This window comes from Burkholderia sp. AU33423 (genome assembly GCF_002223135.1).
GTDB lineage: Bacteria > Pseudomonadota > Gammaproteobacteria > Burkholderiales > Burkholderiaceae > Burkholderia > Burkholderia lata_D.
Genome location: NZ_NKFH01000004.1, coordinates 389,059 through 409,843 on the forward strand (window position 1 = coordinate 389,059; position 20,785 = coordinate 409,843).

At 64.0% G+C, this 20,785-nt stretch carries 20 protein-coding genes; 16 read left to right on the forward strand and 4 right to left on the reverse strand.

Going from position 1 to position 20,785, the window contains the following annotated elements; all coding sequences use genetic code 11:
• The first annotated feature begins 12 nt into the window (after window positions 1–12).
• The 6 genes from CFB50_RS04425 to CFB50_RS04450 all read left to right on the forward strand — a co-directional run bounded on the left by CFB50_RS04425 (window position 13) and on the right by CFB50_RS04450 (window position 4,851).
• Window positions 13–591: a YqgE/AlgH family protein gene (locus CFB50_RS04425; protein WP_011351143.1), complete on the forward strand. Its 579-nt coding sequence runs from the start codon at window positions 13–15 to the stop codon at window positions 589–591.
• Window positions 588–1,037, forward strand: coding sequence for a Holliday junction resolvase RuvX (gene ruvX, locus CFB50_RS04430; RefSeq protein ID WP_089445052.1), 450 nt, complete (start codon window positions 588–590; stop codon window positions 1,035–1,037). The genes CFB50_RS04425 and ruvX overlap by 4 nt, the downstream gene beginning before the upstream one ends.
• Entirely contained in the window at window positions 1,024–1,536 is a 513-nt protein-coding gene (pyrR, locus tag CFB50_RS04435; protein WP_089445053.1) for a bifunctional pyr operon transcriptional regulator/uracil phosphoribosyltransferase PyrR, read from the forward strand. The genes ruvX and pyrR overlap by 14 nt, the downstream gene beginning before the upstream one ends.
• 73 nt (window positions 1,537–1,609) lie before the next feature.
• Window positions 1,610–2,641 (forward strand): aspartate carbamoyltransferase catalytic subunit, encoded by a 1,032-nt coding sequence (locus tag CFB50_RS04440; protein ID WP_006476735.1) that lies wholly within the window; start codon window positions 1,610–1,612, stop codon window positions 2,639–2,641.
• Window positions 2,642–2,693: 52 nt separating this feature from the next.
• Window positions 2,694–3,974 carry a dihydroorotase gene (locus CFB50_RS04445; RefSeq protein ID WP_089445054.1) on the forward strand — a complete coding sequence of 427 codons (1,281 nt, stop codon included), beginning with the start codon at window positions 2,694–2,696 and terminating at the stop codon, window positions 3,972–3,974.
• 19 nt (window positions 3,975–3,993) lie between these two features.
• Entirely contained in the window at window positions 3,994–4,851 is an 858-nt protein-coding gene (locus CFB50_RS04450; RefSeq protein ID WP_089445055.1) for a lysophospholipid acyltransferase family protein, read from the forward strand.
• 32 nt (window positions 4,852–4,883) lie between these two features.
• Here the strand turns inward: CFB50_RS04450 and CFB50_RS04455 are convergent, their stop codons facing one another.
• The gene (locus tag CFB50_RS04455; protein ID WP_089445056.1) at window positions 4,884–5,723 is read right to left on the reverse strand and encodes a symmetrical bis(5'-nucleosyl)-tetraphosphatase; all 840 of its coding nucleotides are present in this window, start codon (window positions 5,721–5,723) and stop codon (window positions 4,884–4,886) included.
• Between the two features lie 339 nt (window positions 5,724–6,062).
• On the opposite strand from CFB50_RS04455, the gene rfbB reads away from it, so the two are divergent.
• The 8 genes from rfbB to CFB50_RS04495 all read left to right on the forward strand — a co-directional run bounded on the left by rfbB (window position 6,063) and on the right by CFB50_RS04495 (window position 14,161).
• Window positions 6,063–7,124, forward strand: coding sequence for a dTDP-glucose 4,6-dehydratase (gene rfbB, locus CFB50_RS04460; RefSeq protein WP_089445057.1), 1,062 nt, complete (start codon window positions 6,063–6,065; stop codon window positions 7,122–7,124).
• An 11-nt stretch (window positions 7,125–7,135) separates the two neighbouring features.
• Window positions 7,136–8,029, forward strand: a complete 894-nt coding sequence (rfbA, locus tag CFB50_RS04465) for a glucose-1-phosphate thymidylyltransferase RfbA (RefSeq protein WP_089445058.1) — start codon at window positions 7,136–7,138, stop codon at window positions 8,027–8,029.
• The gene (gene rfbC, locus CFB50_RS04470; RefSeq protein WP_089445059.1) at window positions 8,014–8,562 is read left to right on the forward strand and encodes a dTDP-4-dehydrorhamnose 3,5-epimerase; all 549 of its coding nucleotides are present in this window, start codon (window positions 8,014–8,016) and stop codon (window positions 8,560–8,562) included. Before rfbA ends, rfbC begins: the two co-directional genes overlap by 16 nt.
• Window positions 8,559–9,455: a dTDP-4-dehydrorhamnose reductase gene (gene rfbD / locus CFB50_RS04475; RefSeq protein ID WP_089445060.1), complete on the forward strand. Its 897-nt coding sequence runs from the start codon at window positions 8,559–8,561 to the stop codon at window positions 9,453–9,455. The genes rfbC and rfbD overlap by 4 nt, the downstream gene beginning before the upstream one ends.
• A gap of 76 nt (window positions 9,456–9,531) precedes the next feature.
• Window positions 9,532–10,338 (forward strand): ABC transporter permease, encoded by an 807-nt coding sequence (locus CFB50_RS04480; protein WP_089445061.1) that lies wholly within the window; start codon window positions 9,532–9,534, stop codon window positions 10,336–10,338.
• Window positions 10,328–11,641: an ABC transporter ATP-binding protein gene (locus tag CFB50_RS04485; protein WP_089445062.1), complete on the forward strand. Its 1,314-nt coding sequence runs from the start codon at window positions 10,328–10,330 to the stop codon at window positions 11,639–11,641. The genes CFB50_RS04480 and CFB50_RS04485 overlap by 11 nt, the downstream gene beginning before the upstream one ends.
• 77 nt (window positions 11,642–11,718) lie before the next feature.
• Window positions 11,719–12,864, forward strand: a complete 1,146-nt coding sequence (locus CFB50_RS04490; protein ID WP_089445063.1) for a DegT/DnrJ/EryC1/StrS family aminotransferase — start codon at window positions 11,719–11,721, stop codon at window positions 12,862–12,864.
• Window positions 12,794–14,161, forward strand: coding sequence for a glycosyltransferase (locus CFB50_RS04495; RefSeq protein WP_256978734.1), 1,368 nt, complete (start codon window positions 12,794–12,796; stop codon window positions 14,159–14,161). Before CFB50_RS04490 ends, CFB50_RS04495 begins: the two co-directional genes overlap by 71 nt.
• 29 nt (window positions 14,162–14,190) lie before the next feature.
• On the opposite strand, the gene CFB50_RS39880 is transcribed toward CFB50_RS04495, so the two are convergent.
• The gene (locus CFB50_RS39880) at window positions 14,191–14,607 is read right to left on the reverse strand and encodes a hypothetical protein (protein ID WP_240159137.1); all 417 of its coding nucleotides are present in this window, start codon (window positions 14,605–14,607) and stop codon (window positions 14,191–14,193) included.
• Here CFB50_RS39880 and CFB50_RS04500 point away from each other — a divergent pair.
• Window positions 14,602–15,561, forward strand: a complete 960-nt coding sequence (locus CFB50_RS04500; protein WP_256978735.1) for a glycosyltransferase family 4 protein — start codon at window positions 14,602–14,604, stop codon at window positions 15,559–15,561. The genes CFB50_RS39880 and CFB50_RS04500 overlap by 6 nt on opposite strands.
• A 55-nt stretch (window positions 15,562–15,616) precedes the next feature.
• Entirely contained in the window at window positions 15,617–17,521 is a 1,905-nt protein-coding gene (locus CFB50_RS04505) for a glycosyltransferase family 2 protein (protein WP_256978737.1), read from the forward strand.
• Window positions 17,522–17,567: 46 nt separating this feature from the next.
• On the opposite strand, the gene CFB50_RS04510 is transcribed toward CFB50_RS04505, so the two are convergent.
• Both CFB50_RS04510 and CFB50_RS04515 read right to left on the reverse strand, forming a co-directional pair.
• The gene (locus tag CFB50_RS04510) at window positions 17,568–18,236 is read right to left on the reverse strand and encodes a NeuD/PglB/VioB family sugar acetyltransferase (RefSeq protein WP_089445067.1); all 669 of its coding nucleotides are present in this window, start codon (window positions 18,234–18,236) and stop codon (window positions 17,568–17,570) included.
• 115 nt (window positions 18,237–18,351) lie between these two features.
• On the reverse strand, window positions 18,352–20,727 hold the full coding sequence (locus CFB50_RS04515) for a glycosyltransferase (RefSeq protein ID WP_089445068.1): 2,376 nt from the start codon (window positions 20,725–20,727) through the stop codon (window positions 18,352–18,354).
• Window positions 20,728–20,785 lie beyond the last annotated feature (58 nt).

Genomic DNA, 20,785 nt, shown 5'->3' on the forward strand with positions numbered 1-20,785 from the left:
AAAATTCAAACCATGTCAAAGCCTTCCGATCGCATCAATCTCACCAACCAGTTCCTGATCGCCATGCCGAACATGGCCGATCCGACGTTCTCGGGAACGGTGGTCTATCTTTGCGATCACAGCGAGCGCGGTGCGCTCGGCCTCGTCATCAATCGTCCTACCGACATCGACCTCGAATCGCTGTTCAACCGCATCGACCTGAAGCTCGACATCGAGCCGCTGCTGCACATCCCGGTGTACTTCGGCGGCCCGGTCCAGACCGAGCGCGGTTTCGTGCTGCACGAGCCGGTGGAGGGCGCGAGCTACAACTCGTCGATGTCCGTCGAGGGCGGGCTGGAGATGACCACGTCGAAGGACGTGCTGGAGGCGGTCGCGACGGGCACCGGCCCGAAACGCTTCCTGCTGACGCTCGGCCATGCGGGCTGGGGGGCAGGGCAGCTCGAGGAAGAAATTTCCCGCAACGGCTGGCTGACCGTGGCCGCCGATCCGCGCATCGTGTTCGACACGCCGGCCGAAGAGCGCTTCGAAGCCGCACTCGGCCTGCTCGGCGTCAGCTCGTCGATGCTGTCCGGCGAAGCAGGGCACGCATGAGTGGCGCGAGTGCGCGCGATGCGACGTTCCTCGCGTTCGACTACGGCGAAAAACGTATCGGCGTCGCGGTCGGCAATGCGCTGACGCGCTCGGCCCGCGCGCTCGTCGTGATCCAGAACCTGAACCGCGAACACCGCTTCAAGGCGGTCGGCGACCTGCTGGCCGAATGGCGGCCGGACGCGCTCGTCGTCGGCCTGCCGATGCATCCGGACGGCACGCCGCACGACATGACGCAGCAGGCGAAGCGCTTCGGCAACCAGCTGAACGGCCGCTTCGGGCTGCCCGTCACGTGGGTCGACGAGCGCTATTCGTCGGTCGAGGCCGAGGCCGGGCTGCGCGAGCGCAATGTGCGCGGCCGCGCACGGGCCGACATGCTCGATGCCGAGGCCGCGCGCGTCATCCTTCAACAGTATTTCGATCAATCGTCCGACCATGAGCACCATTGACGCCGAGGCGCTTTACCGCGTCCTGCTCGACCAGATCCGCGCCGCGTACGGCACGGCTTTCGCCGAACCGGGCGGCCCGCGGCTCGCCGGCATTCACAGCGGCGGCGCATGGCTTGCCGAGCGCCTCGCGCGCGACCTCGGCGCGACGGCGTTCGGCGTCGTGAACGTCGCGCTGCACCGCGACGATTACGCGAAGAAGGGGCTGCACAGCCAGGCCAGCCCGACGTCGCTGCCGTTCGAGGTCGACGGCGCGCGCATCGTGCTCGTCGACGACGTGCTGTTTACCGGGCGCACCGTGCGCGCGGCACTCAACGAGCTGTTCGACTATGGCCGTCCGGCCGCGGTCGAGCTCGCGGTGCTCGCCGATCGCGGCGGCCGCGAGCTGCCGGTCGCCGCGCGCTTCGCGGGCGGCGCGCTCGACGTGCCGGCCGGCGCGACGCTCGTGCTCGCACGCGACGATGCGCAGTTCACGCTGCGCGTCGAGGCGCACGGCGCCTGAACGACACGCGAACCGTATCCCGGGCCGCTGGTTTGCACCGCGGCCCGTTTGCATAGTTGGAATCACGCACACCATGACCACCGACACCACTGGCCGCACCGGCAATCCCGCTGCGGCCGCGAGCCCCGACCGGTTCCGCTACGGCTTCCTGAAGGGCAACCCGCAGCTCACGAAAAACGGCGAACTGAAGCACCTGCTGTCGATCGAGGGCCTGCCGCGCTCGATCGTCAACCACATCCTCGATACGGCCGAGCAGTTCGTCAGCGTGACGGACCGTGAAGTGAAGAAGGTGCCGCTGCTGCGCGGCAAGTCCGTGTTCAACCTGTTCTTCGAGAACTCGACGCGCACGCGCACGACCTTCGAGATCGCCGCGACGCGCCTGTCGGCCGACGTGCTGAACCTGAACATCAATGCGTCGTCGACGAGCAAGGGCGAATCGCTGCTCGACACGATCAACAACCTGTCGGCGATGCATGCCGACCTGTTCGTCGTGCGCCACGCGTCGAGCGGCGCGCCGTACCTGATCGCCGAGCACTGCGCACCGCACGTGCACGTGATCAACGCCGGCGACGGCCGCCATGCGCACCCGACGCAGGGCCTGCTCGACATGTACACGATCCGTCACTACAAGCGCGACTTCACGAAGCTGCGCGTGGCGATCGTCGGCGACATCCTGCATTCGCGTGTCGCGCGCTCCGACATCCACGCGCTCACCACGCTCGGCGTGCCGGAAGTGCGCGCGATCGGCCCGCGCACGCTGCTGCCGGGCGGTCTCGAGCAGATGGGCGTGAAGGTGTTCCACAACCTCGACGAAGGGCTGAAGGGCGTCGACGTGATCATCATGCTGCGCCTGCAGAACGAGCGGATGAGCGGCGCGCTGCTGCCGTCCGCGCAGGAATACTTCAAGACCTGGGGCCTGACGCCCGAGCGCCTCGCGCTCGCCGCGCCCGACGCGATCGTGATGCACCCGGGCCCGATGAACCGCGGCGTCGAGATCGATTCGCAGGTCGCCGATGGCCCGCAGTCGGTGATCCTCAACCAGGTCACGTTCGGCATCGCCGTGCGGATGGCGGTGATGGGCATCGTCGCCGGCAACAGCGACTGAGCCCGCTTTCGCGCCTCCTTATTCACGCAATCAACGCATTCACAGACAGCGCATGAAGATTCATATCAAAGGCGGCACGCTGATCGACCCGGTCGCCGGCACCGAGCAGCGGGCCGACGTATTCGTCGCGGACGGCAAGATCGCCGCGCTCGGCACGGCGGCGCCGGCCGGTTTCAACGCGGACAACACGATCGACGCGGCGGGCCTGATCGTCGCGCCCGGCCTCGTCGACCTGTGCGCGCGGCTGCGCGAGCCCGGCTACGAACACAAGGCGACGCTCGCGTCCGAGATGGCCGCGGCCGTCGCGGGCGGTGTCACGACCCTCGTGTGCCCGCCGGATACCGACCCCGTGCTCGACGAGCCGGGCCTCGTCGAGATGCTCAAGTTCCGTGCGCGCAACCTGCACCAGGCGAACGTGCATCCGCTCGGCGCGCTGACGGTCGGCCTCAAGGGTGAGGTGATCACCGAGATGGTCGCGCTGACCGAGTCCGGTTGCGTCGGCTTCACGCATGCCAACGTGCCGGTGCGCGACACGCAGGTGCTGCTGCGTGCGCTGCAGTACGCGAGCACCTACGACTACACCACGTGGCTGCGCCCGCAAGACGCCTTCATCGGCCGCGGCGGTGTCGCCGCGAGCGGTGCGCTGGCGTCGCGGCTCGGGCTGTCCGGCGTGCCGGTCGCGGCCGAGACGATCGCGCTGCACACGATCTTCGAACTGATGCGCGTGACGGGCGCACGCGTGCACCTCGCGCGGCTGTCGTCGGCAGCCGGCCTCGCGCTCGTGCGCGAGGCGAAGGCCGAGGGGCTGCCCGTGACCTGCGACGTCGGCGTGAATCACCTGCATCTGATCGACGTCGACATCGGCTACTTCGATTCGCAGTTCCGGCTCGATCCGCCGCTGCGCAGCGAGCGCGATCGCGAAGCGATTCGCGTGGCGCTCGCCGACGGCACGATCGATGCGATCTGCTCCGACCACACGCCGGTCGACGACGACGAGAAGCTGCTGCCGTTCGGCGAAGCGACGCCGGGCGCGACCGGGCTCGAGCTGCTGCTGTCGCTGACGCTGAAGTGGGCCGACGAGACGCGTACGCCGCTTGCGCAGGCGCTGCGCCGCATCACGTCCGCACCGGCCGACGTGCTGAAGCTGCCGGCCGGCCGCCTTGCCGAAGGCGGCGCGGCCGACCTGTGCGTGTTCGATCCGCGTGCCCACTGGCGTGTCGAGCCGCGGGCGCTGAAGAGCCAGGGCCACAACTCGCCGTTCCTCGGCTACGAACTGCCGGCCACCGTGCGCGCGACGCTCGTGGCCGGGCGGGTCGCGTTCGAGCGCCACTGAACCACGCCGGACTATCGCCATGATTGCCATTCGCAAGCTGCGTCTCGTCTTTCACCTGTTGCGCGGCATGGCGATCGTCGCGCTGCGTTTTTCGCACGTCACACCCGCGCGCCGCGCCGAGCTGATACGCCGCTGGTCGCTCAAGCTGCTGCGGATCTGCGGGATGCGCCTCGTCGTCCATAACGACAGCGCGCGGCTCGACGCGAGCGCGCTCGTGGTCGGCAATCACGTGTCGTGGCTCGACATCTACACGGTCAACGCGTGGCGGCCGACGCCGTTCGTGTCGAAGGCCGAGGTGCGGCAGTGGCCGGTGGTCGGCTGGCTCGCCGAGAAGCTCGACACCGTGTTCCTGCAGCGCGAGAAGCGCACCGAGGCGATGCGCGTCATGCACGAGATGGCCGAGCGCCTGCGCAACGGCGGGCTGATGTGCGTGTTTCCGGAAGGGACGACGACCGACGGGCAGGAGCTGCTGCCGTTCCACGCGAACCTGTTCCAGGCCGCGGTATCGGCCGGCTGCGCGGTGCAGCCGATCTGCCTGATGTACGAGGACGCGCAGCGGCGGCAGTCGGTCGCGCCGGCCTACACGGGCGAACTGGCGCTCGGCACGTCGCTCGACATGGTGTTGCGCGGCGGCCCGCTCGTCGCGCACCTTTACGTGTGCGAACCCATCGCGCCGGGCGGCGACCGGCGGGCGACGTCCGCGGCGGCGCGCGATGCGATCGCGGCTGCGCTTGCAAAGCTGCAGGAGAAGGTTGGCAAGCCGACGGCCGAGTCGCTCGCGGAATTGCAGAAGCATGCGTATCCAGCGACGGAACTCGGTGCCGGTGCGGCAGGCGACGAGGCGGCTGACGCACCCGTGCCGGGGCGTGAGGGTTGACGCGCGTTCAGGCGACGCGGGTCAGCCTTTAATCACTCTCCGCCCGGCGCGCGGCACGCTTCGCATTGCACCTGCGTGACCGTGCGCTGCGCCGGATCGGCCGTCAGCCGTACGGCCGACAGCTGGTTCCCCCACACACACCCTGAATCGAGCGCGATGACGTTCTCGCGCACCATCAGGCCGAGCGCGGCCCAGTGGCCGAACACGACCGTCACGTCCTCCGTGCGGCGCCCCGGTACGTCGAACCACGGCAGGTAGCCAGGCGGCGCGCTGCCGGGGCCGCCGTTCGCCTTGAAGTCCATCGCACCGTCGGGCGTGCAGAAGCGTACGCGCGTGAACGCATTGAATGCCACCCGCATCCGGTCGCGTTTCTTCAGGTTCGGATGCCACTGGTTCGGTTCGTTCCCGTACAGGTGCTGCAGCGTGTCGCGCCAGTCCGGCGCGCGCAGTGCCCGCTGCAGTTCGTCGGCGAGTTCCAGCACGAGGGTCGCATCCCACTGCGGCAGCACGCCCGCATGCACGAGCAGCATCCCGTTCTCCGCATGCACGAACGGGCGGTGACGGACCCAGTCGAGCAGCGCATCGGCGTCGGGCGCGTCGAGGATCTCGCCGATGGTGTCGCCCGGGCGTTCGGTGCGCAGGCCGGCGGAGACCGCGAGCAGGTGCAGGTCGTGATTGCCGAGCACGACGGTCGCGCGCGGGCCGAGGTCGACGAGTGCGCGCAGCGCGGCGAGGGAGTCCGGGCCGCGGTTGACGACGTCGCCGGCGATCCAGAGGGGCGTGTCGGCGGGGGCTGAAAGCTTTTCTAACAAAGACTGGAAGGCGGAATGACAGCCTTGGATGTCGCCGATGGCGATGGGGGCGGGAAGCATGAGGGTCAGATCGTGCCGAAACGGGGTGAACTGGGGAGAATCGTATGAATATAAGGTAGCGCCATGGCTGTTCCACATCGGGCGGCCCGCCAGGCATGCGATTCTTCGTGGCGAAAAGGGTCCTCGCGCTGTATCAAGTTGTTAGCAGCATGGAGTTGGCACCGGCTGGATTCCTATAATTGACATTTTCACTCTGAAATTAACATCTCGTGACTTTGCTGGTATGACGACCGGTTAAAATGCCGGGCCTGATCGGCCGAGACTCGGCCACTGTGACATGACAAGAAGTGCGACGAGCGCCTGCCTGGCGCGCCGCACATTATTACTAGAGGACGTTTCATGATCCTGGTTACCGGCGGCGCGGGTTTTATCGGTGCCAACTTTGTACTCGACTGGATGGGCGTCTCGGACGAAGCCGTGCTCAACGTCGACAAGCTGACCTATGCGGGCAATCTGCGGACGCTGGCACCGCTCGACGGGAATCCGGATCATGTGTTCGCTCGTGTCGATATCTGCGATCGCGCGGCACTCGATGCGCTGTTTGCCGAGCATCGGCCGCGCGCCGTGATCCATTTTGCCGCCGAGAGCCACGTCGACCGCTCGATCCACGGGCCGGCCGATTTCGTGCAGACCAACGTCGTCGGCACGTTCACGCTGCTCGAAGCAGCGCGTACGTACTGGAATGGCCTGAACGACGCGAACAAGGCAGCATTCCGCTTCCTGCACGTGTCGACCGACGAGGTGTTCGGGTCGCTGTCCGCGACCGACCCCCAGTTCTCGGAAACGACGCCTTACGCCCCGAACAGCCCCTATTCGGCGACAAAGGCCGGCTCCGACCATCTGGTGCGTGCGTATCATCACACGTACGGCCTGCCGACGCTCACAACGAACTGCTCGAACAACTACGGTCCGTACCAGTTCCCGGAGAAACTGATCCCGCTGATGATCGCAAATGCGCTCGCCGGCAAGCCGCTGCCGGTCTACGGCGACGGCCAGAACGTGCGCGACTGGCTGTACGTCGGCGATCACTGCAGTGCGATCCGCGAAGTGCTTGCGCGCGGCGTGCCGGGCGAGACGTACAACATCGGCGGCTGGAACGAGAAGAAGAACCTCGACGTCGTGCACACGCTCTGTGATCTGCTCGACGCGGCGCGGCCGAAGGCGACGGGCTCGTACCGCGATCTGATCACGTACGTGACGGACCGCCCGGGCCATGATCGCCGCTATGCGATCGATGCGCGCAAGCTCGAGCGCGAGCTTGGCTGGAAGCCGGCCGAAACGTTCGAGACCGGGCTCGCGAAGACCGTGCGCTGGTATCTCGACAATCAGGGATGGGTGGACGAGGTCGTGTCCGGCGATTACCGCAAGTGGGTCGAAACGAACTATGCGCAACGCACGTGAGGATCTGATCGATGGCACGTAAAGGCATTATTCTCGCCGGCGGCTCGGGCACGCGGCTGTATCCGATTACCCACTCGGTGTCGAAGCAGCTGCTGCCGGTGTACGACAAGCCGATGATTTACTACCCGCTTTCGACGTTGATGCTCGCGGGAATTCGCGACGTGCTGGTCATTTCGACGCCGGCGGACACGCCGCGCTTCGAGGCGTTGCTGGGCGACGGCTCGAAGTGGGGGATGAACCTGCAGTACGCGGTCCAGCCGTCGCCCGACGGGCTCGCGCAGGCGTTCATCATCGGGCGGGATTTCATCGGTAACGATCCGAGCGCACTGGTGCTCGGCGACAACATCTTCCACGGTCACGATCTCGCGAAGCAGCTTCACGCGGCGAATGGGCGTACCGACAGCGCGACCGTGTTTGCCTATCACGTGCAGGATCCGGAGCGCTACGGCATCGTCGAATTCGACGACCAGATGCGCGCGATGTCGATCGAGGAGAAGCCGGCCCAGCCGCGCTCCCGCTACGCCGTGACCGGTCTCTATTTCTACGACAACGACGTGTGCGACATTGCGGCTGACATCAAGCCGTCAGCGCGCGGCGAGCTCGAAATCACCGACGTCAATTCCCGTTATCTCGCGGCAGGCAAGCTGCAAGTGGAGATCATGGGGCGCGGCTACGCATGGCTCGACACGGGCACGCACGATTCGCTGATGGAGGCCGCGGCTTTCATCGCGACCCTGCAGAAGCGCCAAGGCCTCGTGGTGGCATGCCCGGAGGAGATTGCATACCGAATGGGCTGGATCGATGCCGAGCGCCTGCTGACGCTCGCCGCGCCTCTCGCCAAGAACGCGTACGGGCAATATCTGAAGAACCTACTGACGGACAAGATTCTATGGCAATCACGGTAACTTCCACGGCAATTCCGGACGTCAAGCTGATCGAGCCCAAAGTCTTCGGCGACGCTCGCGGGTATTTCCTCGAGAGCTTCAATCAGCGGGAATTCCGTGAGCAGGTTGCGGATGTCGAGTTCGTTCAGGATAACGAGTCGCGCTCGGTCAAGTCCGTGCTGCGCGGGATGCACTATCAGGTCCGCCATGCGCAGGGCAAGCTGGTCCGCGTCGTCGAAGGCGAAGTGTTCGACGTCGCCGTCGATCTGCGTCGTTCCTCGCCGACGTTCGGCAAATGGGTTGGCAGTGTTCTGTCCGCGGAAAACCACCTTCAGATGTGGGTGCCTGCCGGATTTGCGCACGGCTTTCTGGTGATGTCCGAGGCGGCGACGTTTCAATACAAGACGACCGATTTCTGGTATCCCGAATTCGAGCGCGTGCTGCTTTGGAACGACGCACACGTTGGCATCGACTGGCCGCTCGACGGCGCTCCGGTGATCGCACCGAAGGATCTCGCCGGCACCGTGCTGGCGGATCTGGAGGCCTACGCATGAAGATTCTCGTGACGGGTGCGAACGGGCAGGTCGGATGGGAGCTCGTGCGTGCGCTGCAACCGCTGGGCCAGGTGGTAGCCGCGACACGTCAAGTCGTTGATCTCGGCGATGCGGCGGCCGTCGCTGCATATGTCGACGCGCTCGCGCCCGATCTCGTGGTCAATGCGGCTGCCTATACCGCGGTGGATCGCGCCGAGGACGAGCCCGACTCTGCATTTGCAATCAACCGCGATGCGGCGGGCGCGCTCGCGCGTGCCACCCGGAAGCGTGGCGCATTGCTGATCCACTTCTCGACCGACTATGTGTTCGACGGGAGCAAGCAGACGCCGTATGCCGAGAGCGACGACGTCCGCCCGCTGAACGTTTACGGCGCGAGCAAGCTGGCCGGCGAACAGGCGATCGCCGAAGCCGGCGGCGACTGGCTCGTGTTCCGCACGTCGTGGGTCTACGCGTCGCGCGGCCAGAATTTCCTGCGCACGATGCTTCGGCTGGGTGCGAGTCGCGAGACCCTGTCGGTCGTCAGCGATCAGTTCGGCGCGCCGACGAGCGCGCGCATGATTGCGGACCTGACCGCGCACGCGGCGGCGAAAGCGCTCGTCGAGCAGCGGGCGGAATTGTTCGCGAGCGGCCTCTATCACATGACGGCGCAAGGCTCGACGACCTGGCACGCGTTCGCGGAAGCCATTTTTGCCGGCGCCAGAAGCCTGTCCCCACAGATAGGCCTGTCTGTCCGCGAAGTGAAGCCGATCCCCGCAGCCGAGTATCCGGCGAAGACGCCGCGTCCGACCTTTTCGGTGCTCGACAATACGCGGTTCGACGAGCGTTTCGGATTGCATCGGCCGCAGTGGTCGGACGGGCTTGCGCTCGTCCTCGCGGAACTGTTCGATGCCTGATGCCGCCCTGCCCGGGCGGTGCACATCACATCTCATGCCGAGTCGTTCGTGCGGCATGGTTTAGCTAGAGATTGTCATGCGGGAAATCATTCAACCATCACTGCCTATCTGGCGGCATCGCCGCCTGATCCTCCAAATGGCGCGCCGCGAAGTGGTCGGCCGATATCGCGGCTCGGTGCTCGGCCTGCTGTGGTCGTTCTTCAACCCGCTGCTGCTGCTGACCGTCTATACGTTCGTGTTCAGCGTGATTTTCAAGGCGCGCTGGAATACCGGATCCGATTCGAAGACGGAATTTGCAGTCGTGCTATTCGTCGGGATGATCATGTTTCAGGTGTTCTCGGAAGCCGTGAACCGTGCGCCATCACTGATCATCAGTAACGCGAACTACGTGAAGAAGGTCGTGTTCCCGCTCGAGGTGCTGCCTGTCGTCGCATTGCTTGTCGCGCTGTTCCATGCCGCGATCAGCTTCTGCGTGCTGGTGCTCGCGATGCTCGTGCTGGGTTTCCAGGTGCATCTCACGATCCTCTATTTCCCGCTGATCGTATTGCCGTTCATCCTGTTCACCCTCGGTGTCTGCTGGTTCCTGGCGTCGCTGGGCGTGTTTATCCAGGACATCGGCCAGTCGATCGGGCTCGTGACGACGGTGCTGATGTTCCTGACGCCGGTGTTTTATCCGGTGAGCTCGTTGCCGGCCAGTTACCAGCGTATCGTCGGAATGAATCCGCTCGCGTTCGTCATCGAGCAAAGCCGCAACGTCGTGATCTTTGGAGGCGTGCCGAGCTGGACCGGTGTGTTGGTGATGGTGATCGTCAGTGTCGGCGTCGCGGTACTGGGCTACCAATGGTTTAATCGCACGCGGAAAGGATTCGCAGATGTCCTCTGATCTTGCAGTCAGCGTGAAGGATCTAAGCAAGGTCTTTCATATTTACGATAACCCGCGCGCACGCCTGATGCAGATGCTGTTCGGCTCCCGCAAGCAGTATTACCGGGAATTCTGGGCGTTGCGCGATGTCTCGTTCGATATCGCGCGCGGTGAGACGGTGGGGATTGTCGGCCACAACGGCTCCGGCAAGTCCACGCTGCTCCAGGTGATCTCGGGGACGCTCGCGCCGAGCGCCGGCAACGTCGAAACGAACGGTAAGGTTGCCGCGCTGCTCGAGCTCGGGTCGGGCTTCAATCCCGAGTTCACCGGTCGCGAAAACGTGATGCTGTACGGCCAGATTCTCGGGATGAGCGAGGAGGAGCTGGAAGAGAAGTATCCGGCCATCGTCGATTTCTCCGAGATCGGCGATTTCGTCAACCAGCCGCTGAAGACGTACTCGTCGGGCATGTACGTGCGCCTCGCATTTTCGGTCGCGATCCACGTCAATCCGGACATCCTGATCGTCGACGAGGCGCTGTCGGTCGGCGACGCGCTGTTCCAGGCGAAGTGCATGGCCGTGATGAAGAAGTTGATGGATCGCGGCACGACGCTGCTGTTCGTCAGCCACGACCCGGGTTCGGTGAAGGCACTGTGCAACCGCGCGATCCTGCTCGATCACGGCAACATGCTTGCCGTCGGATCGACGGACCATGTGATCGAATCGTATTACTCGTCCTATGTCCGCAAGAAGCAGCACGTGATTGCCGACGACGAGGCGCCGTCGACGCAGATCGCCGAGCTCGACGCCGACCTCAACGACGGCGCGGACGAGTTCCAGAAGCAGGCGGCGTTTCAGCGGATCCGCAACGGCCGCGCGAGCTTCGTCAACGTGCAACTGCTGAACGAGCAGGGGCGCGCGACGCGCCAGGTTACCTACGGCGACACCGTGACGCTGAGAATGGTCGTGAGCGTCGAGGAAGACTTGCCGCTGCTGGCATTCGGCTATCACCTGCGCGACAAGAACGGGTTCGATATCGCGTACTCGGACACCGGCCTCGAGCACGCGCATTTGTACGACGTGCATGCGGGCGAAGTCCACGTGGTCGACTGGACGTTCAAGGTATCGCTGCGCGGCGGCGACTACAGCATCAGCGCCGCCACGTCGGTGCCGACCGACCTGAGCATCGGCCAGGTCGACACGTGCGATCATGTGCCGATCGCCGTGCAATTCAACGTCTCGCGCGGCACCTATCTGCCGCTTTATGGCGCCGTACATTTCGACAACAAGGTCCAGACGCGGCTGTTGTCGAAGACGGTAGCCTGACGCAGCGTTGGCCGGCAGCGGATCCGGCGCCGGGGCCGGCGTGCGGATCCGCACGAGGAATCAATCAGGAGTGCCCTATGAGACAAAAGCCGGATGGTTTCGCCAATCCGATCTACGTGACGAAACCGATGTTGCCGCCGCTCGGCGAGTTCACGTCGCAGCTGGAAGACATCTGGGACAGCGCGTGGCTGACGAACGGCGGTGCGAAGCACGCCGCGCTGGAGGCAGCGCTCGCGAAGCGGCTCGGTGCCCGGCACTTCTCGCTGTTCAACAACGGGACGAGCGCACTGCTCGTCGCTTGCCAGGCGCTGCGGCTCGCCGGAGAAGTCATCACGACGCCGTTTACGTTTCCCGCGACGCCGCATGTGCTGCACTGGAACAACGTGACGCCGGTGTTCTGCGACATCGATGAGGAAACGCTGACCATCGACCCGGCGGTGGCCGAAGCGCTGATCACGCCGCGCACGACGGGTGTGCTCGGCGTGCATGTATACGGGATGCCGTGCGACGTGAACGCGTTCGAGCGCATTCGCGAGCAGTACGGCGTCAAGGTGCTCTACGACGGCGCGCACGCGTTCGGCACGGAAATCGACGGCAAGCCGGTCGCCGAGTTCGGCGACGCGACGATGTACAGCTTCCACGCGACGAAGCTGTTCCACTCGGCCGAAGGCGGCGGGCTGGCAATGGCTGACGAGGCGATGAAGCGGCGCGTCGATCTGCTAAAGAATTTCGGCATCTTGAACGAGACCGAAGTCATCATGCCGGGTACCAACGGCAAGATGAACGAAGTACAGGCGGCACTGGGTCTCGTCAATCTCGCCCATTACGATGCCGAGCATGCCGCGCGGCAGCGCGTTGCCCAGGTTTACCTGAGCCGCCTGGACGAGATTCCCGGCATCACGTGCTTCCGGCTGCCTCCGAACATCGGCCATAGCATGCAGTATTTCATCGTGCGCGTGAACCCGCAGGCATGCGGCGTGTCGCGCGATCGGTTGTACGACATGCTGAAGCAGTTCAACGTGTTTTCGCGGCGCTATTTCTACCCGCTTTGCAGTGAGCACAATTGTTATCGCGCGCTACCGAGCGCCGATCCTGGAAGATTGCCGATTGCGACGCGCGTGTCGCGCGAAGTGCTGGCGTTGCCGCTGTACGGTGAACTCGGGGAAGACGGGGCGAATCGCATCGTCGACATCATTCAATACATCTGCAATGGCAAACAGTAATTATTCGACCGGAGATTCGCGGCCGCGTGTCAGCGTTCTCACGACGTCTTACAACTACGGCAGATTCATCGGGGAGACGATCCGGTCGGTGCTGTCCCAGACGTACGCGTCGTGGGAACTGATCATTGTCGACGACTGTTCGACAGACGATTCCTGGGAGGTCATCCAGCAGTTCGATGACCCGCGGATTCGCGCGGTGCGCCAGGAGCGCAACCAGGGCGCGTGCGCGGCGTACAACACGGCGCTGCGCCTCGCGTCCGGAGAATTCATCGCGAGCCTGGATTCCGACGATGTGTTCGCGCCCGAGAAGCTTGCCGCGCAGGTTGCGTTCATGGACGCCCATCCGGATGTCGATATCTGCGGCAGCTTCATGGCTGAGATCGATGCGTCGAGCCAGCCGGTCGACCCCGACAAATGCTTTTATGCGCCGTGGTTCAATCAGGATCTCGACCTGAATGCGCCCGACAGCTGGGTGTGGGAGAACCACCTGTGCCATTCGACCGTGCTGGTCAGGAAGTCCACGCACGACCGGATCGGCTTTTTCCGGGAGGACCTGACCTACTCGCCAGACTGGGATTTCTGGCTTCGTTCGCTCGCCGGCGGCGCCCGGTTTCATGTGATGAAGGACGCGCTCCTCCTCTACCGTGCGCACGGCGGCAACGTGACGCATCGCAATCGCGATGCGCTGATGTGGGAGTATGCGGATATCTCCGGCGGCGTCGTGCACCCGTACCTCGAGCGGATCGAGCGCTTCGACCTGCTCCGCAAGAGCATGGAGTCGTTCGTCGGGCGCTTCTTCGAGATTGACGGCGACTGGCGGCGGTTCCTGGAGCTGATCGAGATGCTGCGCGTGTACGACCGTCACGAGGACACGTTCAGGATTCCGCCGCATCTGTTCTTCAATGGCGAACTGACAGCGTTCGTCACGAGACTCGCGTCCGGGTGGTCGCCGCAGGCTTTTGCCGCCGTTCGCGAGCGCCTGTCGAAGCCGAAGGGTGCGTACGATGGTTCGGCGCCGGCGCCGGCGGCGGACGCGCAGGCGGCCGCAGGCGCCGCGACGTTTCAACTGCTGATTCGAGGCGAGCGCGACCGTGCGCTTGCCGAACTGGATCAGGTGCGTACCGAGCACGAACGTGTCGCCGCGGAACTCGAGCACGCGAAAGCGGAGCTGCGTGCCGCGGCCGACCGGGAAGGGCGGCTCACCGCCAGCCTGGCTGACGCGCAGACGGAACTCGATCGTGTCAGGGGCACCATCTGGGGCAAGGCGGATAATCTGTACCGGCGCCTGAGCCGATAGCCCATGCACCAGCGAATGATTCAAGATATCTAACCATGCCGCGATACCAGCATCTTCTGTACTTTGCACAACGCGTCTACCATCGCCTGCCGTTGAGCCAGGAGGCGAAGTGGCGCGTCCGCAAGGCCATTTCGCCGGTTATCACGTCGTTGCGCCACGGCAAGTCGATTCGTCAGGCGCTGCGGTCTGCCGTCACGCGTGAGGTGTTGCTCGACCACGCGCGTGAGTCGCGCCTGCAACACTTGATGCTCGACCTCGCGCAGCATGGCGTGAGAAATGTCAGCCATGTCATTGCCGTGCCGTTCCTTGGAACGGGGGGCGCGGAGAATGTCGCGCTCAATTTCTCGAAAGCGCTCCGCGAGATCCATCCGGACCGTCAGGTCCTGCTCGTCGTTGCCGATCGCGATCTGGTCGACGAGCGCGTTGCGCGGATCGACGGTGTGCATGTGGTCGTCCTGCGCGATTTCACGCGCGACGATTCGTACGCGCTGAAGCAGGCGCTGCTGTACGACATGCTGCTGGCGATCCGGCCCGCCGTATTCCACAACATCAACAGCGAGGTCGCGTGGAACGCGGTCATCGCGCAAGGGCCGCAGCTCAAGGAAGTCACGCGCCTGTTCGCCAGCATTTTCGCGTTCCAGTTCGCCGAGGACGGAAAGAGCAAGATCGGCTACGCGGCCTATTTCCTGCAACCGGGGCTGCCGGCGCTGACTGCGCTGCTGTCCGACAACCAGCGCTTCGTGACCGATGCACGCGCCGAGTACGGCCTCGGGCAGCAGGGCGACAAGCTGCGCGCCGTGTACAACCCCAGCCGCTTGGCGACCGCCGGGTGGAAGGCCCGGGCGCTCGCGAGCATCGCGAGCCGCGGGCAGGACCTGGCGGGGCAGCGCCCTGCGTTTCTGTGGGCCGGGCGGCTCGACAAGGAGAAGCGCGTCGACCTGTTGCTGGCGCTCGTGCAGGCGTGCCCGCACATCGATTTCTACGTCTACGGCCAGGCTGTCGTCAACGTCAGTGAGCAGCTTCCCGATCTCGCGAACCTGCATCTGATGGGGCCGTTCACGTCCCCGGACGAGTTGGTGCGCGACCGCGCGTACACCGGCTTCATCTTCACATCGAAATGGGAAGGTATGCCGAATATCCTGCTTGAAATCGGCACATTGGGCGTACCGATCATCGCGCCGTCGGTCGGCGGCGTGGGCGAGCTGATATCGGATTCGACCGGATATCTGCTGTCGGAGAAGCCGGATGTCGCCGATTATCGCGCGGCGATGGAATCAGTCATTTCGAATTCGCAGGAAGTCGAAGCGCGCGCACGCGCGCTCGTCGAGCTGATCGACGAGCGGCATACGTGGCAGCGGTTCGTCGAGCATGTCAAGGAGTTGGAAGGTTATGGGATCTGACCGGAAAGAATCGGGCACGGACGACTCGCGTGATTTGTCGTTGCCGCTCGTATCGGTGGTAATCCCCTGTTTCAATCAGGCGCAGTATCTGAATGAGTCGATCTCGTCGGTGCTCGACGCATACCGCGGGCCGTTGGAAATCATCGTCGTCGACGACGGCAGCACGGCATCCCGGACCGATATCCACTTACGTGCGGCGGAAGCGCTGTCGCCCGCAGTACGGGTGATTTCGCAGCAGAACGCGGGGCTTTCGGGCGCGCGCAACACGGGTATTGCCGCTGCGAACGGCGAATTCGTGCAATTGCTGGACGCGGACGACCTCATCGTTCCGCCGAAGCTCGACTTGCAGGTTGCGCATTTCCAGGTGGCGAATGCGCTCGACGTATCGGTGTCCAACTTCCTGTTGTGTGACGATTCCCGCTCGGTCTTTTCGAAGCATGACGAGGCGATCGCACATTCGGCGCTCGTGCTGTCCGATTTTCTGTACAAATGGGAGCGCGGCTTCGCGATTCCGATTCATTGCGCACTGTTCCGCCGCGCCGTGCTGCTGGACACGCCGTTCGATACATCCGCGCGCGCCAAGGAAGACTGGCTGTTCTGGTGCGGCCTGAGTGCGCGCGGCGCACGGATGGCCTATATCAACGCGCACAACGCGATCTACCGGCAGCACGCGCAAAGCATGCGCCGGTCCTATGTGAAGATGGGCAAGAGCTGGCTGCACGCGGCTGCCAAGATCGACGCGATGGTGTCCGCGCGCGAACCGGCGTTTTTCGAGTCTGCGGTCGACTGGTTCGAGAATTTCTATCGGAAGCACCCTGCGTACGCAGAGGAAATCGCGCAGTTGCGCGGCCTCCCGCGTGCAGCCGGATCGGGCGCTGCCGCGTCGCCGGCCGTTCCCGTCGATCTGCACGCGCAGAAGCTCGCGCGCTTGCAGGCGGCCATCGCGAAGATGCCGGTGTCGGCGGCGCCGCTCATCAGCGTCGTGATCCCCGCATACAACCATTTCGACTATATCGATGGTTGCCTGCTGTCCGTTATCGAGCAGCAGGACGTCGCATTCGAGATCATTTGCGTCGACGATTGTTCTCCCGATGCGCGTACGACGGCGCTGTTGCGCGCGTTGCAGGGAACTCACCCGAACGTGCGGATTGTCCTCAACAGCGAGAACAAGGGCATTTCGCGCACGCAGAACGAGGCGGTCGCGCAGGCGGTCGGAGAATACGTTGCCTTCGTCGATTGTGACGATGCATTGGCGCTCGGCGCGCTGTCTCGTGTCGCGCAAGTCGTGACGCAGGGGCAGCCATGCGATTACCTGTTCACGGACCGGTTCGACATCGACGAAAGTGGCAACGAAATCCGGCGGGCCGACTACGGCGGATATCCGGCAATTGCGTTCAGGAACGACGAGGGCATCAAGGACGATCTGCTCGACGGCATGGTCGCGTCGCACCTGAAGGTCATTCGACGCGATGCATATCTGCAGTCAGGTGGTTCGATCGACGCGTATTCCGGCATCCAGGATTGGGAACTGGCGCTGAAGATCGCGGAATTCGGCAGCTTCCACTACCTGCATGAGCCGCTCTATCGGCATCGGATCCATACGCGATCCGTCACGTCGTCGGACAGCGTCGGCCAGTTCAGGAAGACCAATATCGTTCGCCGGCAGTTTGCCGCCAGATGGCTCTGTGGCGGGCGCGATCGAACCGGGCCGGTCGAGCGGTTTTCGAGCGACGCGAGATCGATGCCGTCGATTGCTCAACTGAAGGAAGCGTGGCGGCAGGGGCGACGATGCGAGATGTTCGTCGCGGCGGACGCACCGCCTCCCGTGCTCAATTTCCTGCGGGAATTCAATTCGTACTTCGACCGCATCGTGTGGACGAGTGCCGAAACCTATGCGGGCCTGCTCGGGTACGTGCAGCCAGGTGTGATGGTCGCGCACGGACAGGAGCAGCCTGACTGACCGCGGCGGCGCGCGACGCGCACACCACGGCGTGCGCCTGCGCGGTTCACGCCGGCCGTTTCACCATCGGCGCAGCCGGGTTGCCGACAACGGTCATGCCCGGTGGTACGTCCTTGGTCACGACGGCCCCCATACCGATCACCGCACCCTTGCCGATCGTCAGGGGTTTGTCGGGCGTGCCTTGCTTCAGCACCGCGCCCGTACCGATGTAGGCATCGTCTTCGATCACGATCCGGCCGTTACAGGCGACGCGCGGAGCGAACGTCACAAAATCGCCGACTACGCAGTCGTGAGCGACATAGCTGTAGATGTTGCACTGGAAATGGCGGCCGATCTTGATATCCGATGTGCACATCGAGAAATCGCAGAACACCGCACCCTCGCCAACCTCGACGTTGTCGAGCGACACATGCGAACCGGCAGTCAGTGATCCGAACGCGAGGCCTTCGCTTTCGCAGCGCTGGACCAGCGTGCGGCGGGCCGCGGACGAGCCGAGCGACACGACGACCGCGCGGTCGCGATGCGCCGGCGTGATGAGGGCATCGAAGGAAATGACTTCGACGCCATTTTGGACGGTGCCGATTTCCGACGGCGTGTCGGAGACGAAGACGATTCCGGATGCCGAACCGGTACCGGTCCGGGCTTGATGTTGCCGTGCCAGCGGCAGGATCTCGCGCCCGAACCCGCCGCACCCGTAAATAGCGATTCGCTCCATCATTTACTCCGGTCTGAATGGGGAGCAGTCTAAAGGTAGCGATACACGGCGGGCAACCTCATTATGCGGGTTGCCCGACCGGCTTGCGCGGTATGGCGGCGGCACGGACCGGCGATCACCTTCCTGTAAACGGCCGCATGATCGCCCGCAGCAGCGGACCCAGTACCGGAATCCGGTGAAGGCGCAGATACGCGCGATAGATGATGAATATCCGTGCGCGCTGAAACGCGACCCACTGGTTCGCGTACTGCCGCAGTTCGACGGACTCGTTCCTGAGGAGATCGGATTCGCGCGCATGAACGAGCAGCTTTGCGCGCGCGTCTGCGAGTTCCCGTCTCAATCGACGCAGTTCTTCCTGGTTTTCCGCGGACGAAGCGGCTTGATCGGCGGGCACCTGAGCAGGCGGATGGGATTCTTGATGGGAGGCATTCATACCGAATATCCGCTGAATGTTCGCGACGTACTGTGCGTCGCCGTGCTTGTCGTGAACGTAGTCGGAAGCGCGCTTCGACAGCGCTCCGAGCAGATCGGGTTGTGCGTACAGGCGCTCGATGGCCTCCCGATACGCGTCGACGGCTTCGTCGATGTCGTTGGATGCCTCGATGAGCATGCCGGTTTGACCGTCGAGCACGGCTTCGCCGATGCCGCCGATGTTCGGTGCGATGACCGGGAGTCCCGAGCCCATGGCTTCGAGAATCACGTTCGGCAATCCGTCGAACCACGACGTATAGACGAGCGCGTCGTACTCGTGCAGCGGAAGATCCGCGAACGCCGAGAACGGCCCTTTGTAGTTTGCGCCGGTCAAGTCGATTTCGAAGCCTGGCGTGATGCCGCCATACAGGTCGAGCGTGATGCCGGTGCCGCTCTGCGCGAAGTACTTCGACAGCGCGACGGCCAGTTGCGGCCGCTTCTGGCCGTCCAGCCGCGACGCCCACAGCAGGCGTCGTCGCGGTGTCGCATGAATCGTCGGCTCCTTGACGCCGTGCAGCAGCGCGGGGAGATTGATCCAGCGGGACGCGCCGGCGCCGAAGATGAACTTGTCGTCGACGACGGTCTGTTCGTTGTCGGTGACGATCCGTGTGATGTGCTGGATGTTGTTCGTCAGAAACTCGACCGCGCCGCCCGAAATGATCGAGACGTCGTCTTCATAGACGCGCGTGTCGCAGAAACGATAGTACGTGACATCACGTCCGCTGAATTGCGCGAAATGGCGGCTCAGCATGCGATGCGAAAACACGCACGCACGAATGTGCAGCCGGGCGTCGGGCGCCGCTGCGCGAATCAGGCGTGCGGTGATGCGATCGCGTTGACGATCGTCGAGATCCTTGCCGAGCACCGCGACGTCGATGAAGATCGCAGCGTCTGGCAGCCGCGACAGCCACGCATGCTTGTCCATTGGTTCGCCGGACAGCACGAGGATGCGTTTCGACGCACCGCTTGCCAGCAGGCCGTTCATTACGTCGAGAACGTAGCGCTCCGCGCCGCCGGCGGGCAGGAACGGAATCAGGAACACGTCCGTAATCGGTCCGGCGTCGCGAATGGCTTCGCACATTTCGTAGTAGACCGCGGAGGGCTCGGGCGTCGACCACATCGCGCTCGTCTGGCTGCCGTGCCGCAGCGACAACGTATCGACGGCAGGATCGATCCGGTTGGCGGCTTCGGTCATATCCGACAGCATCCGGCTGCCGAGGAACTTCTGCTTGACGTCGTACCACGGCGGCAGCGTACGTTCGCCGGCGCGATACGCGCGATAATCGTCGGCGAATACGCGCAGGTAGACGTCCGGGGCGAACAGGTTGGTGTCCGGCGTTTCGAGCTCGACGCTCTGGTTGCGCGCGGTTGCCATGATGCTTTGCTGGCGCTGACGATAGTACAGAACCGTATCGGGGATGTAGTGCGCCTTCATCCCGAGCGCAATCGCACACGAATTGAAGTGCCAGTCTTCGAATGCGTGGCCGCGTTGCGTGTCGCAGTGAACGTACTTGAGACGATCGAATGTCGAGCGATGGAAGAACACGCGCGACACGTACGGATGGATGTCCGCAAGCAGGAACGGCATCAGATCCGCTTCGCCGTACTCGGTAATGAAGTACATCGAACCGAATGCGATCAGGTACTGCGGGAACAGCAGGGCATCGTTGCCGTACTGCTTCGCAGCCGCTAGCGCTTCGACGAAGAAATTGAACGACACGAGATCGTCGGCGTCGGCCGTGGCGAAATATTCGCCTCGTGCAATTGCGCAACCGGAGTTTCGGCTCAGGCCCAGCGACCGGTTCGAGACCTCGATCGTCTGGACCCCATCAAAACTGGAGAAATCTGCCGACGCGATGACGGAGCGGGTCGCTTCGTTCGGGTTATCAAGGACGACGACAATTTCCAGGGTGATACCGCGGGCTCTTGCGAAGTCTGCCGCTTCAGTCAGGGACCGCAACGTCCGGTTGATGATGCCGCCCTCATTGTGGGCGTTGAGAATCACCGAAATATCAAACATAGGGTGCAGCTGGCCGGATGCGTATCGAGGTCACGCATTATATACAGAAGCATTTGGC